The sequence below is a fragment of the Acetobacter lambici genome (assembly GCF_011516885.1).
In the GTDB taxonomy this organism is placed as follows: domain Bacteria; phylum Pseudomonadota; class Alphaproteobacteria; order Acetobacterales; family Acetobacteraceae; genus Acetobacter; species Acetobacter lambici.
Genome location: NZ_WOTD01000047.1, coordinates 1 through 13,979 on the forward strand (window position 1 = coordinate 1; position 13,979 = coordinate 13,979).

General features: G+C 53.3%; 15 protein-coding genes and 1 pseudogene. 9 read left to right on the forward strand and 7 right to left on the reverse strand.

Going from position 1 to position 13,979, the window contains the following annotated elements; genetic code table 11:
- Window positions 1–96 (forward strand): annotated as a pseudogene (locus tag GOB86_RS13065) (IS5/IS1182 family transposase); the annotation flags it as partial.
- Here the strand turns inward: GOB86_RS13065 and GOB86_RS13070 are convergent.
- From GOB86_RS13070 to GOB86_RS13080, 3 genes are all read right to left on the reverse strand, one after another.
- Window positions 81–578: an amidohydrolase family protein gene (locus GOB86_RS13070; RefSeq protein WP_165992954.1), complete on the reverse strand. Its 498-nt coding sequence runs from the start codon at window positions 576–578 to the stop codon at window positions 81–83. The pseudogene GOB86_RS13065 and the gene GOB86_RS13070 overlap by 16 nt on opposite strands.
- Before the next feature lie 22 nt (window positions 579–600).
- Window positions 601–1,794: an arabinose transporter gene (locus GOB86_RS13075; protein ID WP_165992956.1), complete on the reverse strand. Its 1,194-nt coding sequence runs from the start codon at window positions 1,792–1,794 to the stop codon at window positions 601–603.
- A 211-nt stretch (window positions 1,795–2,005) separates the two neighbouring features.
- On the reverse strand, window positions 2,006–3,214 hold the full coding sequence (locus GOB86_RS13080; RefSeq protein WP_165992959.1) for a cation:proton antiporter: 1,209 nt from the start codon (window positions 3,212–3,214) through the stop codon (window positions 2,006–2,008).
- 206 nt (window positions 3,215–3,420) lie between these two features.
- Here GOB86_RS13080 and hmpA point away from each other — a divergent pair, with 206 nt between their 5' ends.
- Together hmpA and GOB86_RS13090 are read left to right on the forward strand one after the other, a co-directional pair.
- Window positions 3,421–4,635, forward strand: a complete 1,215-nt coding sequence (hmpA, locus tag GOB86_RS13085) for an NO-inducible flavohemoprotein (protein ID WP_165992960.1) — start codon at window positions 3,421–3,423, stop codon at window positions 4,633–4,635.
- A 360-nt stretch (window positions 4,636–4,995) separates the two neighbouring features.
- The gene (locus GOB86_RS13090) at window positions 4,996–5,199 is read left to right on the forward strand and encodes a hypothetical protein (RefSeq protein ID WP_165992962.1); all 204 of its coding nucleotides are present in this window, start codon (window positions 4,996–4,998) and stop codon (window positions 5,197–5,199) included.
- A 97-nt stretch (window positions 5,200–5,296) separates the two neighbouring features.
- Here the strand turns inward: GOB86_RS13090 and GOB86_RS13095 are convergent, their stop codons facing one another.
- Window positions 5,297–6,226, reverse strand: coding sequence for a LysR substrate-binding domain-containing protein (locus GOB86_RS13095; protein WP_165992964.1), 930 nt, complete (start codon window positions 6,224–6,226; stop codon window positions 5,297–5,299).
- A 125-nt stretch (window positions 6,227–6,351) separates the two neighbouring features.
- Between GOB86_RS13095 and GOB86_RS13100 the strand changes: the two genes are divergently transcribed.
- The 6 genes from GOB86_RS13100 (at window position 6,352) to GOB86_RS13125 (ending at window position 11,591) form a co-directional block, all read left to right on the forward strand.
- Window positions 6,352–7,221 carry a pirin family protein gene (locus tag GOB86_RS13100; protein ID WP_165992967.1) on the forward strand — a complete coding sequence of 290 codons (870 nt, stop codon included), beginning with the start codon at window positions 6,352–6,354 and terminating at the stop codon, window positions 7,219–7,221.
- A gap of 57 nt (window positions 7,222–7,278) precedes the next feature.
- On the forward strand, window positions 7,279–7,848 hold the full coding sequence (locus GOB86_RS13105) for an NADPH-dependent FMN reductase (protein ID WP_165992969.1): 570 nt from the start codon (window positions 7,279–7,281) through the stop codon (window positions 7,846–7,848).
- Between the two features lie 227 nt (window positions 7,849–8,075).
- The gene (locus tag GOB86_RS13110) at window positions 8,076–8,336 is read left to right on the forward strand and encodes a hypothetical protein (protein ID WP_165992971.1); all 261 of its coding nucleotides are present in this window, start codon (window positions 8,076–8,078) and stop codon (window positions 8,334–8,336) included.
- Complete coding sequence (locus tag GOB86_RS13115; RefSeq protein WP_165992973.1) at window positions 8,333–9,778, forward strand: PepSY-associated TM helix domain-containing protein; 1,446 nt, start codon at window positions 8,333–8,335, stop codon at window positions 9,776–9,778. Before GOB86_RS13110 ends, GOB86_RS13115 begins: the two co-directional genes overlap by 4 nt.
- A 411-nt stretch (window positions 9,779–10,189) precedes the next feature.
- Window positions 10,190–10,465, forward strand: a complete 276-nt coding sequence (locus GOB86_RS13120; protein ID WP_165992975.1) for a metal-sensing transcriptional repressor — start codon at window positions 10,190–10,192, stop codon at window positions 10,463–10,465.
- Window positions 10,466–10,481: 16 nt separating this feature from the next.
- On the forward strand, window positions 10,482–11,591 hold the full coding sequence (locus GOB86_RS13125) for an S-(hydroxymethyl)glutathione dehydrogenase/class III alcohol dehydrogenase (protein WP_165992977.1): 1,110 nt from the start codon (window positions 10,482–10,484) through the stop codon (window positions 11,589–11,591).
- 56 nt (window positions 11,592–11,647) lie between these two features.
- Here GOB86_RS13125 and GOB86_RS13130 read toward each other — a convergent pair whose 3' ends face one another.
- From GOB86_RS13130 to GOB86_RS13140, 3 genes are read right to left on the reverse strand one after another with little or no spacing between them, the layout of a single operon-like run.
- A complete protein-coding gene (locus GOB86_RS13130; protein ID WP_165992979.1) occupies window positions 11,648–13,228 on the reverse strand; it encodes a PepSY-associated TM helix domain-containing protein in 1,581 nt (526 codons plus the stop codon).
- Entirely contained in the window at window positions 13,225–13,524 is a 300-nt protein-coding gene (locus GOB86_RS13135) for a hypothetical protein (protein WP_165992987.1), read from the reverse strand. The genes GOB86_RS13130 and GOB86_RS13135 overlap by 4 nt, the downstream gene beginning before the upstream one ends.
- Entirely contained in the window at window positions 13,521–13,799 is a 279-nt protein-coding gene (locus GOB86_RS13140) for a hypothetical protein (RefSeq protein WP_165992988.1), read from the reverse strand. The genes GOB86_RS13135 and GOB86_RS13140 overlap by 4 nt, the downstream gene beginning before the upstream one ends.
- Window positions 13,800–13,979 lie beyond the last annotated feature (180 nt).

Genomic DNA, 13,979 nt, shown 5'->3' on the forward strand with positions numbered 1-13,979 from the left:
AAGGATGTCGAGGCAACAATCTCGTCATCCCACGCGTGGTTGATGATTGCCCATATCCGCAGAGTTCTGCGAAAAATCAATCAAACCCCTTTCTGATTCAGGCTCTTAGGCACGCCAATACCCTGATCCACCCCAAACAGGTCCACAGGCAACAGGCCCATATGGGCATCTTTGCGCATGGGATCAAAAACACGCGGAACATTGTTGCCCAGAGCGGTCACGGTTGTCACACCATAGCGCCGATACTGCGCCTGTTCCGAAGTGATGTTGTCCGCCGTATAGAATTGCGCCCCTGTATGAACACCCACCAACTGACCAACATGACTATGGTCGGAAATAAGACCGGGTAGAACACTCATCCCAGACCGGTCCAGAATCTGGGCGTTGGGGGGCACGGGTATAGCCCGCCCAGCAGCCACAATTGTACCGTCCTGCATAAGGACGGTTCCATTCTCTGTTGGAGGGGCCCCTGTGCCATCTATGATCCTGACATGGGTCAGGGCTACAGGGGTTGTTTGCGCATGACCCAAAACGGGAGCGGCAAGCAAAAGGGAGGCGGCTATCACTACGGGTTTCATGTGGCTATCCATCCTGTTGTTTTTAGTCCGCCGCCACTGCGGCGCGCTCATGCCATGCCAGTCGGGCGGACAGCAAAAGTCCACCAATGCCAGCTATGCCCCCGACCATAAAAACGGCGCTATCGCCTGCCCATTCGGCCAGCAGGCCGGTCAGGGGGCCAGTCGCTCCGTATGCAAGGTCCTGAAAAGCAGCAAACCCACCCATGGCCGTCCCCCGCATCTGCGGAGGAACACGCCGAACAACTTCCACCCCCATGGCGGGAAAGATCATGGAGCAGCCACAGCCGGTCAAAAATGCACCCGCCAATGCCACGTTTGGGCTGGGGGCCTGCCACAGTAAAAGCTGTCCGCAGGTTTCCACCCCCATGGAAACAAACGCAACACGCGCGCCACCCAGCTTATCTGGCAGGTGGCTACACAGAATTCTGACCAACACAAACGCGAGACCAAAAAACGTCAGCCCCATGGCGGCATGTGCCCAGTGCCTATGCACAAACATAAGAGGCATAAACGCACCGATAGCTGCAAACCCGATACCTTGAAAAAAAACCACCAGTCCAAGGTCGGAAATCTTATTGATAATCCGGCTTAGGGGCTGCCGGTCTCCGCCATGTGGAGGCACTGCCTCCACGGGGGCAGCCATGGCAAAACCCATTAGTGGCGTTGCAATACAGGCAAGGGCCACCAGCGCGTACCCCCCTTGATTGTATAAAGCCGACCCCACAGGACTACCTGCGGCAAGGGAGCCATACATGCCCATCCCCACAACAGAGAGCACCCGCCCTGAGCGTTGGTGGCCCATAAGACCAATACCCCATGCCAGCAGCCCTACAACGGTCAGACTTTCCCTCAGGCCGAGTGTCAGGCGGGCCACCATCAGCATGGCAAAAGCAGCCCAGACTGTTGGCATCCACGCGAGCATGGCAGACAGCGCACCGCTCAGGGTATAAAAAACCAGCCCGAACAGCATGCAGCGTTTGCCACCCTTATGGTCAGCAAAACGACCGGCAACGCCACGGGTGACAATGGTGGACACAAACGCAACGCCAACCGCCAGCCCAGCAAGAGCATTGCCCATATGAAGCGATGTTGCGACATAGACCGAGGTTGTCGGCATGGACATGGCAACCGCAAGATAGGACAGAAAAAGTGCTACCGCGAGCCACACCAGCAGATGTGGAGCTTTATCCTGAGCAGTTGAGGGAGTGCTGGGCATGCAGGTTCCAGCTCCTTGTAAAATAACGAGGCACGCCTACGCATGGCCCTTGCCCTCGTTCAGGTCTTGGCCATGTAAGACTTTTTGCCAAGACCTATCCGCATGACAATGCTGTGAAGGGGATGACCGGGCAGGCACGGACTACGCCGCGCGTGTAACATCCAAAAACGTAAGCCCGAAGGGCCAGATGGCCCCATCCCACACAGCTCTGTTACGCTTTGCGGGGAGCAAGCAACCTGAACAATGGTCCTGTCAGGGTTGTTGAAATAACCGCGAGAACCATAAGGGACGCAAACCCAAAATCGGAAAGCATACCCTGACCGTGCAGAATGGTCGCAGCCACAATTTCCATCAGCCCCTTGCACTGGAGCAGGGCGCCAACACCCAATGCCTGCCGTGGCTTAAGCCCAGCAGCGGGAGGATAAATATAGACTGCGGCAATTTTGGTTACCATTGAAATAACAACCAGCGACAAAGACGCCACAACAGAGGGCCATGTTAAGGCATCACCATTAATATGCAGCCCGCTATGGCCAAAAAACATCGGGGCAAACCAGATCAGGGCGAACGTTCCCACAGATTCCACCGGCAAACGCCGCACCCAGCTGGGGGGCATGATCGCACCGGCAAAATAAGCACCAATCAGTTCGTGCAGACCAAGCTGCATACTGGCCCAGGACCCGGCGGCCAGATAAACCGGCACAGCCAGCCAGATCACAGCCAATGGCGGATGACGGAAATGGTGGGACGCCCAATAACCCGCGGCAGCAAGCCCCACGAGCAAAAGAACCGCCAGCGCCTCCAGCCCCGTCCAGCCATGTAGGGAGGCAGACCCACGGGCCGCGAACTGAAGCGCCGCCAGCCCGATCCACAATGCCGCATCGTCCACCACAGCCAGCTTAAGAGCCAGCTGCCCAAGAGGTCTTTGCGCAACATCCAACTCACGCACAACACCAATCAGAACAGGCAGAGCACTGACCGCAATGCACAAACCAATGGATGCCGCCGCCACAAAGGGAGTGGCATCAGGCGCCTGCCAGCCATGGAGGTGTAAAAAAACCGTGTAGGCCAGGAACGAACCAACACAGAAGGGAATGCCCAGAGCCACAGCAGCGCCACCAAACAGGCGGCCAATCGTGGGTTGTGCAAAATCCTGCCCCGAAGGCTCCCCACCGGGGTGCTGCCACATTTCCAGACCAGCGGTAAAAGCCAGCACCAACACGGCAACCCAACCAATATTATTCCCATAAACAGAGGGAATACCCATTTGCTGCACAGGGACGTGCCACACTGCAAGAGCAATACCCACAAGGATTGGCAACACGGCTATTGGCAGCGTTTTTTGCAGGAGCCGCCACAAAGCCCATGGGAAAAATACAAAAATTGCGGCGTCGGTCAAAAGCGCTGACAAATTTGCCATATTGCATCCTTTTTTGTTGAATTTTGTTCCTTGTAACCGATTAACCCCGCGATATGCAAGTTTTGCATGTCTGGGTGCTTTTTATTCATAGCAGTCATGGCTGCATCTGGACATATTCAACAGACATATAAGATGTATTTTATTGACATCTTATTGAACCTCCCATACTAAAGGTATCTGCATTTTACATCTTTTGGACGCATATCATGAGCACCATGCTTGATGACCAAACCCGGACAATCGTTTCCGCCTGTGTTCCCGCTCTGGAAGCACATGGACTGGCTATAACGCAAGAAATGTACCGGCGGCTTTTATCCAAACCGGAAATTCGCGATTTATTTAACATGTCACACCAAAAAGATGGGGAGCAGCCAAAGGCTCTGGCTCTTGCTGTGCTGGCATATGCCCGCAATATCAACAATCTGGGTGCCCTTGGAGGCATGGTCGAACGTATTGCTGAAAAACACGTAGGCCTTAACATTCTGCCAGAGCACTACCCCTTTGTGGGGGAGGCGCTCCTTGGTGCCATTGCCCATGTGCTCGGCGATGCTGCCACACCGGAGATTATGGACGCATGGGGTAAGGCCTACTGGTTTTTGGCCGATGTGCTGACCGGTCGTGAAAAGCAGATCTATCAGGCGCATGCCGCAACACCCGGGGGGTGGACTGGCTGGCGTAGCTTTACCGTGCGCACGATTGTTGTTGAAAGCAGCACAATCCGGTCGTTTGACCTTGTGCCAACTGACCAAAAACCGGTTATGCAGCACCAGCCAGGCCAGTATCTGAGCTTCAAGCTCGACATCCCCGACCACGGTTCCCAACGCCGCAACTACAGCATTTCTTCCGCACCGGCTTCTGACCACTACCGCCTGAGCATCCGCAAGGCTGAGGGAGGCGTCGTTTCATCATGGTTCCATGACACTGTCAGGGAAGGGGATGAACTTCTGGTTTCCGCACCAGCAGGAGAGTTTGCCTGCGCTCCCAAGCCAGATGTCAAAACCATGTTCATTAGTGCAGGTATAGGTCTGACACCGTTTATGTCCGCACTGGGAGAGATTGAAAAACAGTCACTCGGCCCGATCCACTTTGTACATGGAACGCATGCGCCAGACACACAGGCATTTGGAGCATATGTGCAGGATCTGGCGCGCAAAGGCCTTATCAAGGCGGATATTTTCTATAGCACGGGCCTGTCGGCAGAAGCATTAGCCACTCCAGACCTAGCTTTGCACGCTGGTCGTATTACCCCCGAATGGCTTGCCTCGCAGATTAAGCCGGACACTCATTACTGGGTTTGCGGTCCAGACCAATTCATGCTGGACATGATTACGGCCCTCAAGGCTCAGGGGGTACCGCAAACGCATATCCATTATGAATTCTTTGGCTCCGCATCTGACGCCCAACTTCTGGCTGCGGCATAAGTCTGATCGACCAGAAGGTTTAGACTGCATAATTTGACAAAAAGGCTACCCCTCGCATCTGCGGGAAGGTAGCCTTTTTGCCATACGGCGGCAAAGGCATACTCAAAAGTGCCTAGACCTAAACCTGCCTGCGCACATGAGCCCCCCCCCTCCCACGCACACCTCAAAATTTACCGTGCTTGTGTCCGGGGATTATAAATAAATATAATAAATTGAAAATTTATTACCTGCAAAACGTTAGCAATACGCTATTTGCCACATGCGCAAAAAGTAATTAGATAGCGTTTATCGCTCTGTTTCCAATGGGCGAAGGTCAAAACCAGTAGCTGAATCCTTATTCATTCAGCAAGGACATGAAACATGAGCAAGAATACAAAAGAATTTGTTTTATGGTTTTCAGCATTCGTCATTGTGGGTGGGATAATGTGGGGGGGGATCGACAATCCTGCACAATTATCGTCAGCAACAATGGGACCAATTTGTTCAGGAACATCATTGCATCATTACTGGAACTCAGCCATCAACAAGCTTTTTCAGCTCGGATCAAACAATCTATCAGTGTGATAATACCGGCATTTATTACCGTAATAAATAATATTTTATAGTTAGTGCAGGGACGATATGGGGCACAAATACCACAACCTGTGGACCCATATTCCCCTCATGAGTTCCGGGCGAGAAAGGTAGATGTCGCCATCTGCCTTTGCTGAGCGCATTCTTCAGCCATAAAGTCGAGCAAAGCCCTTACTCCGGGCATCAACCCTTTGCGGGACGGAAAGACCGCGTGCACAATGCCCGCACGCGGTGTCCATTGCGGCAGAACCTGAACAAGCCGACCGGCCTGAACATCCTTCCACACCATAATGGTTGGAAGTTGTACAACACCAACACCAGACAACGCGGCCTCCCGCAATACGGCCATATCGTCCGTCACCAGTCTGGGTTCGTGATAGACGGTGGCTGTCTGTCCTTGTCCATTTTCCAAAATCCAGGACTGCTCGGCCGGACTGGTATGAAAATCCATGCTGGGAAAAGCGGTGAGATCCGCAGGGGAGTTCAGGCGCACGCTCAACAACTCTGGCGCGGCTATCAGGCATTGCGTGCTGGTATCGAGCACACGCATCACAAGATCAGATGCCTCCATTGGAGGAAATCGGACCCGTACGGCAAGGTCCAACCCATCTTGCAAAATATCAACCCGGCGGTTTGTGCTCTCCAACTGTAAGCGGACCGACGGATAACGCATGATAAACCGCGCCAGAATGGCTCCGAACTGAAAATTCAGCAAAGCCACGGGGCAACTCATGCGTATTATTCCGCACGGCTCTGCCTGCAACTGGGCAATGGACTGCTCAGCCAGTTCCGCTTCAGCCAGCATAGCTTTGCAATGCCCATAAAACCGGCGGCCTGTCTCAGTCACTGAAAAATGGCGGGAGGAACGTTGCAGCAATCTGGTATTCAGATGCGTTTCCAGCATGGCAATGCGTCGGCTCAGCAAGGATTTTTGCACACCAATTGCGCGTGCAGCAGGCGAAAACCCGCCAAAATCCACAACCTGAACAAAATAAGAGTAGTCGTTAAGGTCTCTCATCGTTCTATTTATGCAACGCAATGTTTGATCTGTCGATATTTATAGAACGCTCCATGGCTTCTATATTCAGGATAAGCAAAAAGAGCCTGTTTTGGCTCTTGCTCCAATAAGACAGGAGAAAAACCATGCACAAAAAAATTCTGGGGCGTTACGGCAACGAACGCGGGCATTGGGTGGGGAATGGCTTTCCCGTCCGCTCCCTCTTTTCCTACACGACTCTGGGCCAACATCTCAGCCCCTTTCTACTGCTCGATTACGCAGGTCCCCATCAGTTCCAGTCTACAGATGAGCGCCGCGGCGTAGGGGAGCACCCACACCGGGGCTTTGAGACGGTCACTATTGTTTATGATGGAGAGGTCGAACACCGTGATTCCTCTGGTGGAGGCGGCACCATTGGACCGGGTGATGTGCAGTGGATGACAGCAGGCAGCGGCATTGTGCATCAGGAGTTCCATTCTCCAGCATATGCCACCACTGGTGGAGCGTTCAGAATGGTCCAGCTCTGGGTCAATCTGCCCGCGCGGAACAAGCAGACACCACCCGCTTACCAGACTCTGCTGGCGGCAGACATTCCCACACTGCCCCTGCCAAACAATGCGGGATCGTTACGGGTTATTGCAGGCGATTATGACCACACCCAAGGCCCGGCACGCGTATTTTCCCCGCTAAATGTCTGGGATGTGCAACTCAGGCAGGGTGGGGCAGTCACTCTTTCCCTCCCGGAAGGACATAATGCAGCAATTGTCTCGCTTGAAGGACGACTGAGCATTAATGATAAACAGGAACTTGGCAGTGCGCAGCTCGTTCTACTGGACCATGAGGGAACGGAGGTAAGTATTCAGGCACAGGAGCAGAGTAGTTTTCTGGTGCTGACCGGAGCCCCCCTGAACGAACCGATTGAAGGGTATGGCCCTTTTGTCATGAACACCCGAGCGGAAATCCACCAAGCCATGGAAGACTTCAGTAACGGACGTTTTGGTAACATTCCAACCTGAGCAACCAGTGCGCACTCAACAAGCCACGACAAGACCCTCATAAAAAGGTAGGCGAGCATGACAACCTCTACACAACTGCATTTTGTAACGCTGCTGGGCAGTCTGCGCCGTGCTTCTTTTAACGCCGCCATTGCCCGAAGTCTGCCTCAGCTGGCGCCACAAGGGGTCTCTATTTCTGCTCTGGGAAGCATTGCCGACTTTCCCCATTACAGTCAGGACGTGCAGGATGAGGCATTCCCGCCAGCGGTTCTGGCCATGGCGGCACAGATTCAGGCCGCAGATGGGGTTATTATTGTCACGCCCGAGTATAATTATTCCATACCCGGCGTGCTCAAAAACGCCATAGACTGGCTATCCCGCGTAACACCTCAGCCTTTAGCCAAAAAACCTGTCGCTATTCAAACCGCATCTCCCGGACAGATCGGAGGGGCGCGGGCACAGTATCATCTGCGGCAAAGCCTTGTTTTTCTGGATGCATTTGTTCTGAACAAACCTGAGGCCATGATCGGACTTGTTCCCAGCAAAATTGACCCTCAGACTCTGGCTCTGACCGACGCACCAACGCGCGCGTTCCTGACACGCCAGATCAGCGCGCTGGCTGATCTGGCCCGAACACTACAGCAATAATCTTTTATGCGGCGTAAGAGCCAAACATACCCCCCTCAACCTTGAGGGTGAGAGTAATTCGCATTACAAGGAGGCGTAAACAGAGCTTACCAGCCTAGAGGAAAACCCGGTTTCGTGCCTGCCAAGCCTTTAACACGTTCGTACCCATCCGCGTTATGCACCAGACCAGCCCCGAGTTGTTCATGGAGCAGGGAAGGGGCCATGGCAGGCATTGTATGGGGTTATATGTGACACGCCCCCAAGCCTATACCTGTCGCATTGCCTCAGCACTCCTTGTCTGGCTTGCGCTTGTGTTGTGGGGGTCTGCCATTGTGGCGTTTTTCCCCGCGTTTTCTCAAGCTGTCATTCCGGGCTACCGGGTAATGGCCAGCGCTTTGGCTCCTTTGGGCATGATCTGGGCATTCTGGGTTACTCATCCAGGTTACGCCCTGTTGGGCGGAGGCGGGCTGGCGCTAAGTGGCGGACTTGTACTGGCCATGCAGGCATGACCCCCGCACGCCGCGCCCGTCTGGCATGGTTACACCGCTGGGCCGGTCTTGTGACCGGATGGGCCGCCTTTGCCATTTTTTTTACCGGCACGCTGGCCCTATTCGATACCGAGTTAACACGCTGGATGCAGCCAGAAACAGCACTTATCCCCCAAGATTCCCAACTTACATCCTACGCCATGGACAGGGCTCAACAGATCCTGCTTGAGAATGATCACGCTGGAGCCCCGCCATCATTCCTGCTGTTGCCGGAACCAAGGGATCCCACCCTTCGCGTTCTGCACTACGACGGTCATAGCTTTGTAGGACCAACTCTGGACCCACAAACCGGCCAGACAATTCCGGTCAGGCAGACGGAAGGTGGGAATTTTTTCTTTCATTTCCATTATACATTACGCATACCCAGCCCGTGGGGGGAACGTCTGGTTGCGTGCATTGCCTTTGCTTTTGCAGCCATAGTGTTTTCTGGCGTTCTGCTGCACCTCAAACGCCTGATGCCGGATTATTTTACACTCAGGCTCAAAGCGTCCATGGCACGCAGCCTGCTGGACATCCATGTGCTTACGGGCAGTACAATGCTACCCTTCCATATTATGATCACATGGACGGGGCTGATTTTAACCGCCGAAAATGCCCTGCCGGTCATACAGCTTGACCAACCCAGCCTAGCACAAGCAGACATTGCCCCGCAGGGAACGCCCCACTGGGCACCGCAGGCCTCTTTGAACCTTATGCTACAACAGACACGCACGCGGTTGGGGATCGCTCCATCCTATGTGCTTTTTGACGACGGCAAAACAACACTCTCGGCAATCCGGCAGAACAGTCTGAACTCAAATGACCTGTCCGCTACATTTGACAGCCAGAGCGGAGAATTCCTGAGCAAAACCAAAGACGCATCACAGATTGAAGATGCTTTTTATATTCTGAATGGCCTGCACCTTGCCCGTAGTATGGGGCCATTGCTGCGCTGGCTCTGGTTTGGGGGCGGCCTGGCATCCACCATTATGGTAGGGAGTGGCCTGATTTATTATACAGCAAGGCAAAAAAAACAGCCCGCCTACACATTCCACCTAGCACAGCGCCTGAATATTGCCCTGATCGGAGGGCTTGTAACTGCCTGCCTGAGTATTTTTGTTTTTAACAGGCTTATCCCCGCATTCTGGGCCGCACGGTCCACGTTGGAGGTCACAGGCTTTTTTGGCATCTGGGCAGTCTGCCTCCTGCTGGCCATGACGCTTCCCGTTAACAGAAGCTGGCGTATAATCGCAGGGACAACCGGAATGCTCGGGTTGGCCATTCCTGCCATTGATGGCTGTACAGCACCATTGGCCGCATGGGGAACACCACTCCACCTGAGTGTCAACAGCCTGTGCGCGTTGACTGGCCTTACTGCCATTGGCAGTTTACGCATCCTATCTGGTCAAGCCCGCCATGACTGATACGGTTCTATGCCTGACAGAAGCCACAATTTTTGCGTCCTGCCTTATCTGGGCCTGTAGCCTTACCTTTGTACGCAACAAATTTGGTTTACAGGCTACGCCTACCACAAAAAAACAGATCATTGTGCTTCGTCTTCTTGCGCTGGTTGTCTTTGGTCGGGCAGTTAAGATCAGTTTGGCTAACTCCGCCATACCTGATATTGCTATCTGTATTATGCTATTATCAATCAATAGTATAATTATTGCACTGCTTCTATGTTTTATAGAAAAAAAACGATCATAGCTTAATCATCGCAGACCATTTTACGAACCAGCATATCCCGACATAGCGCAGTGCTGATGACAAAGTCATAGCCATATCTGCAGCAAGATACTATACTCCCCCACAGTACCAAAGGATGATCCGACAGAATGCCCCATACCCCAGAAGATAAAAAAAAGGCGCTCACCCGGCTACGGCGTATCCGCGGGCAGTGTGACGCGCTGGAACGGGCCTTGGAATCTGGCTCGGACTGCCCTCCGGTGCTCCAGCAGCTTGCTGCAATCCGGGGCGCGGTTAACGGCCTTATGTCCGAAGTCATGGAGATGTATCTTCATGAGGAATTTGATTCTGACCCAGATCTGGCTTCTGGAAAAAAACAAAGTATCAACACCATTCTGTCCCTCGTCCGCACCTATCTGAAATAACCCAAAAGGAACGACCATGAAGTCTCGTGCCGCTGTTGCCTTTGCTCCTGGCGAACCCCTTAAAATTGTGGAAATTGACGTAGCTCCTCCCCAAAAGGGCGAGGTTCTGGTCCGGATTACCCACACAGGGGTGTGCCATACGGATGCTTTCACCCTCTCTGGCAGCGACCCGGAAGGGCTATTCCCCTGTGTGCTGGGTCACGAGGGGGCTGGCGTTGTTGTGGAAGTTGGTGAAGGCGTGACCTCGGTCGCCCCGGGCGATCACGTTATTCCACTCTACACGGCCGAGTGCGGCAAGTGCGAGTTCTGTACTTCGGGCAAAACCAACCTGTGCATTGCGGTGCGCGAGACACAGGGTAAGGGCGTCATGCCCGATGGAACAAGCCGTTTTTCTTACAACGGCCAGCCTCTTTACCACTATATGGGCTGCTCCACCTTTAGTGAGTACACGGTTGTTGCCGAGGTTTCCCTTGCCAAAATCAATCCCCATGCGGACCATGAGCATGTCTGCCTGCTCGGATGTGGGGTAACAACCGGAATTGGCGCTGTGCACAACACAGCCAAAGTACAACCGGGCGATAGTGTTGCCGTTTTTGGGCTTGGTGGTATCGGGCTTGCGGTTATTCAGGGAGCGCGGCAGGCAAAAGCTGGCAGAATTTTTGCCATCGACACCAATCCGGATAAATTTGAACTGGCTCGCTCCATGGGGGCAACCGACTGCCTCAACCCCACGGATTATGACAAGCCCATTCAGCAGGTCATTCTGGACATCACCCGGTGGGGGGTGGACCATACGTTTGAATGTATTGGCAATGTTAACGTCATGCGTGCAGCCCTTGAATGCGCACACCGTGGCTGGGGCCAGTCTGTTGTTATTGGCGTTGCAGGGGCAGGGCAGGAAATTTCCACCCGTCCTTTCCAGCTTGTTACCGGGCGCACATGGAAGGGCACCGCATTTGGTGGTGTTAAGGGGCGGACCCAGCTACCCGGCATGGTGGAGGACGCCATGGAGGGCAAAATCGACCTCAAACCCTTTGTGACCCATACTATGGGACTGGAAGACATTAACCATGCATTCGATCTGATGCATGATGGAAAATCCATCCGTTCCGTTATTATTTACTAAAAATATATAGACATTGCCTCTGCTCCTTAGCGCAGAGGCAAGTCACACAACTTCCGTCAGGCGGAAAGCCTGCATGCAGACCGCCTGACGGACCACAAAAGAAAACACCCCAGAACCAACGCAATCGTAGCAACACTCAGCGCAGGCAGGCTTGCATGCCTCCATGTTATGGAAAAAAGTATAACAAAAGTTGCCGCTATATTTGCAAAACCAGTTACACAAAATAATAATGGCTCACGCTGACGTTCTTTTAAAATAAAGGACAGCCCCACACACAACAGGAATACCATGTAATATAAAATGGATGCCTGCGCGTAACTCCCCCCCGAGGGGAGGAATGGCGCGCACATAAATAAAATAGCAATCCCTGTCATGCACCCTGTAATACATCCGGTTGTCAGGCAGGATAGCAACCATGTGCCGCGTGTTTGCAAACCTTCGCCAGCATTTTTTTCCTCACGCCGTTGGCGCGCGGCAATCCACAGCCTGTTACCAGTATAAAACAAAAAGGCTCCACCCAGCCCCATACAATAATAGCCCCAACGCACGGGTAATCCACCGTAACTGCCAAAATGCAGGGCAATAAATGCGGTCAAGGCAGCAAACCCCGCAGACTGGTGCCCCGGCAGGTAATCTGCTGACAAAACCTTACCATTCAACGGGTCAACCATGGCAAAGCCGTTTGTAGCTCCCCGCATGGGATAACGGTTATCATGCCCTGCAATTCTGAGCGTTGTCTGGCTTTTTCCTTTACCCTGCTGCGTTGTATATTCCAGTGTATCGGCAACAAAACCGGGAGCCTGTTGCCGTAATGCGTCCAGAATGGCCAGAGGAGGCATCTGCCCCTCCAGACTGGCTGCATGGACTAAGTTACCGTTGCCTCTGCCGCCAGAATGCCCATGTGGGTGCATGGAACCATGGTCCGCAACCGGCCCTCGCTGGAACAACTTACCCTGCACCGCATAAATTGGGTCATGAAAAGCAAAAACAACTGCGGTCGTGGCAATAACAAAATGGAAAGGGAGCGAGAAAAAACCCACAAGATTATGAATATCCAGCCAGACTTTGCGTGCCCCTGTACCGAGCCTGACTGCAAATAGCATTTTCTTCAAAGCCGGTAAAAATGCGATAACACCGGACACTAATGCCAAAAAATAGGCCAAAGCCACACAGCCCATGACGTAGCGCGCCACAACATGTGGCAACGGCAGACCGATCTGTTCGTGTAACTGATCAATAAAAAATGGAACTTCTGATGGTCTACGGGTCATTGTCACCAGATCACCAGTGGGTGACAATGCGCCCAGCACAAAGTCCTGCGGCCCATGGCCACGATGCGTGGGGTCCTGTGGCCACATAAGGCGGGCAGGGCGCGTATTATCCGGGGTAATGACTATGGTATAGTGTTCGCTGGCATTTGGATGTTCTGCAAACGCTTTTTGCAAAAGCTCGGGCGTTGCCTCCAGCCCAATAGGTTCTGGCAAGGTGGGGGCAGGAGTGAGCCAATTCTGCAATGGTTGTTCAAACATGCTTATGGAGCCCGCATAAAACGCCACAAACAGGAACAGACCGCAAAGAATGCCAACCCAGCTATGAACCTCCCGGTACACCTGCACAATATCGGGCCGAATTTTCATGCCATAATAACTTTCGTCAGCACTCCAAATACCCCCCAGACCAACAGGGCCGCTCCCCCAAGAACTGCCCATGCCCGCGCGCCAGAACGGAACAAAAAACAACTACCCAGCAGAGCAAGCCAGACCAGTACGGCCATCCACATTAAAAATTGAGCTGAAACCGTTCGGATGTCCCCCGTGGTGTGGCACAACGTCCCCACAACAGCCATGGCGCCAAAAGACAACAGCGCACCGGGCACAAGGGCCGCCATAAACTTGGCCAGCCATTGCCGGTTATTAAGCCGCGTTTCCGTCATGAGCGGTTGTTGCCAGACAGGCGCATTGCCATGAGCAGGGGAAAAAAGCTGCAAACCGCCATCAAAAGCAACACGACCATAAAACACGCACTTGCCTTGCCCTCGACCTCTCCGAGCAGGAAAATGGCCAGCGCGGCCATACCCGTTGCACCAGACAGGCAGAGACGGGTGTTAGGACGACTGACAAAAATGCACTGATGTCTGGACGAGAGGTAAAGCAACACTCCACAAACCAGCGTGCAGCCCCCTGCGGCAAACAAAATCAGGCCAGACATTGTTTAACCCCCATGCCTCATACACATAACCACACGTCAATCCGGCTCATTATTAAGTGAGCTGGCTACTCTCTTAGTGTCTGACCGAAAATGAGTTGAGTGATTTCAGTGGATTATGATTCATGGGTTTGCGATAACCTGATGAGATCAAGATGGCCTGGACTGAAATCACCCGCGCGC

Coding starts and splice junctions, on each gene's coding strand:
- GOB86_RS13070 (WP_165992954.1), bottom strand. CDS start 578: ATGAAACCCGTAGTGATAGCCGCCTCCCTTTTGCTTGCCGCTCCCGTT.
- GOB86_RS13075 (WP_165992956.1), bottom strand. CDS start 1,794: ATGCCCAGCACTCCCTCAACTGCTCAGGATAAAGCTCCACATCTGCTG.
- GOB86_RS13080 (WP_165992959.1), bottom strand. CDS start 3,214: ATGGCAAATTTGTCAGCGCTTTTGACCGACGCCGCAATTTTTGTATTT.
- hmpA (WP_165992960.1), top strand. CDS start 3,421: ATGAGCACCATGCTTGATGACCAAACCCGGACAATCGTTTCCGCCTGT.
- GOB86_RS13090 (WP_165992962.1), top strand. CDS start 4,996: ATGAGCAAGAATACAAAAGAATTTGTTTTATGGTTTTCAGCATTCGTC.
- GOB86_RS13095 (WP_165992964.1), bottom strand. CDS start 6,226: ATGAGAGACCTTAACGACTACTCTTATTTTGTTCAGGTTGTGGATTTT.
- GOB86_RS13100 (WP_165992967.1), top strand. CDS start 6,352: ATGCACAAAAAAATTCTGGGGCGTTACGGCAACGAACGCGGGCATTGG.
- GOB86_RS13105 (WP_165992969.1), top strand. CDS start 7,279: ATGACAACCTCTACACAACTGCATTTTGTAACGCTGCTGGGCAGTCTG.
- GOB86_RS13115 (WP_165992973.1), top strand. CDS start 8,333: ATGACCCCCGCACGCCGCGCCCGTCTGGCATGGTTACACCGCTGGGCC.
- GOB86_RS13120 (WP_165992975.1), top strand. CDS start 10,190: ATGCCCCATACCCCAGAAGATAAAAAAAAGGCGCTCACCCGGCTACGG.
- GOB86_RS13125 (WP_165992977.1), top strand. CDS start 10,482: ATGAAGTCTCGTGCCGCTGTTGCCTTTGCTCCTGGCGAACCCCTTAAA.
- GOB86_RS13130 (WP_165992979.1), bottom strand. CDS start 13,228: ATGAAAATTCGGCCCGATATTGTGCAGGTGTACCGGGAGGTTCATAGC.
- GOB86_RS13135 (WP_165992987.1), bottom strand. CDS start 13,524: ATGACGGAAACGCGGCTTAATAACCGGCAATGGCTGGCCAAGTTTATG.
- GOB86_RS13140 (WP_165992988.1), bottom strand. CDS start 13,799: ATGTCTGGCCTGATTTTGTTTGCCGCAGGGGGCTGCACGCTGGTTTGT.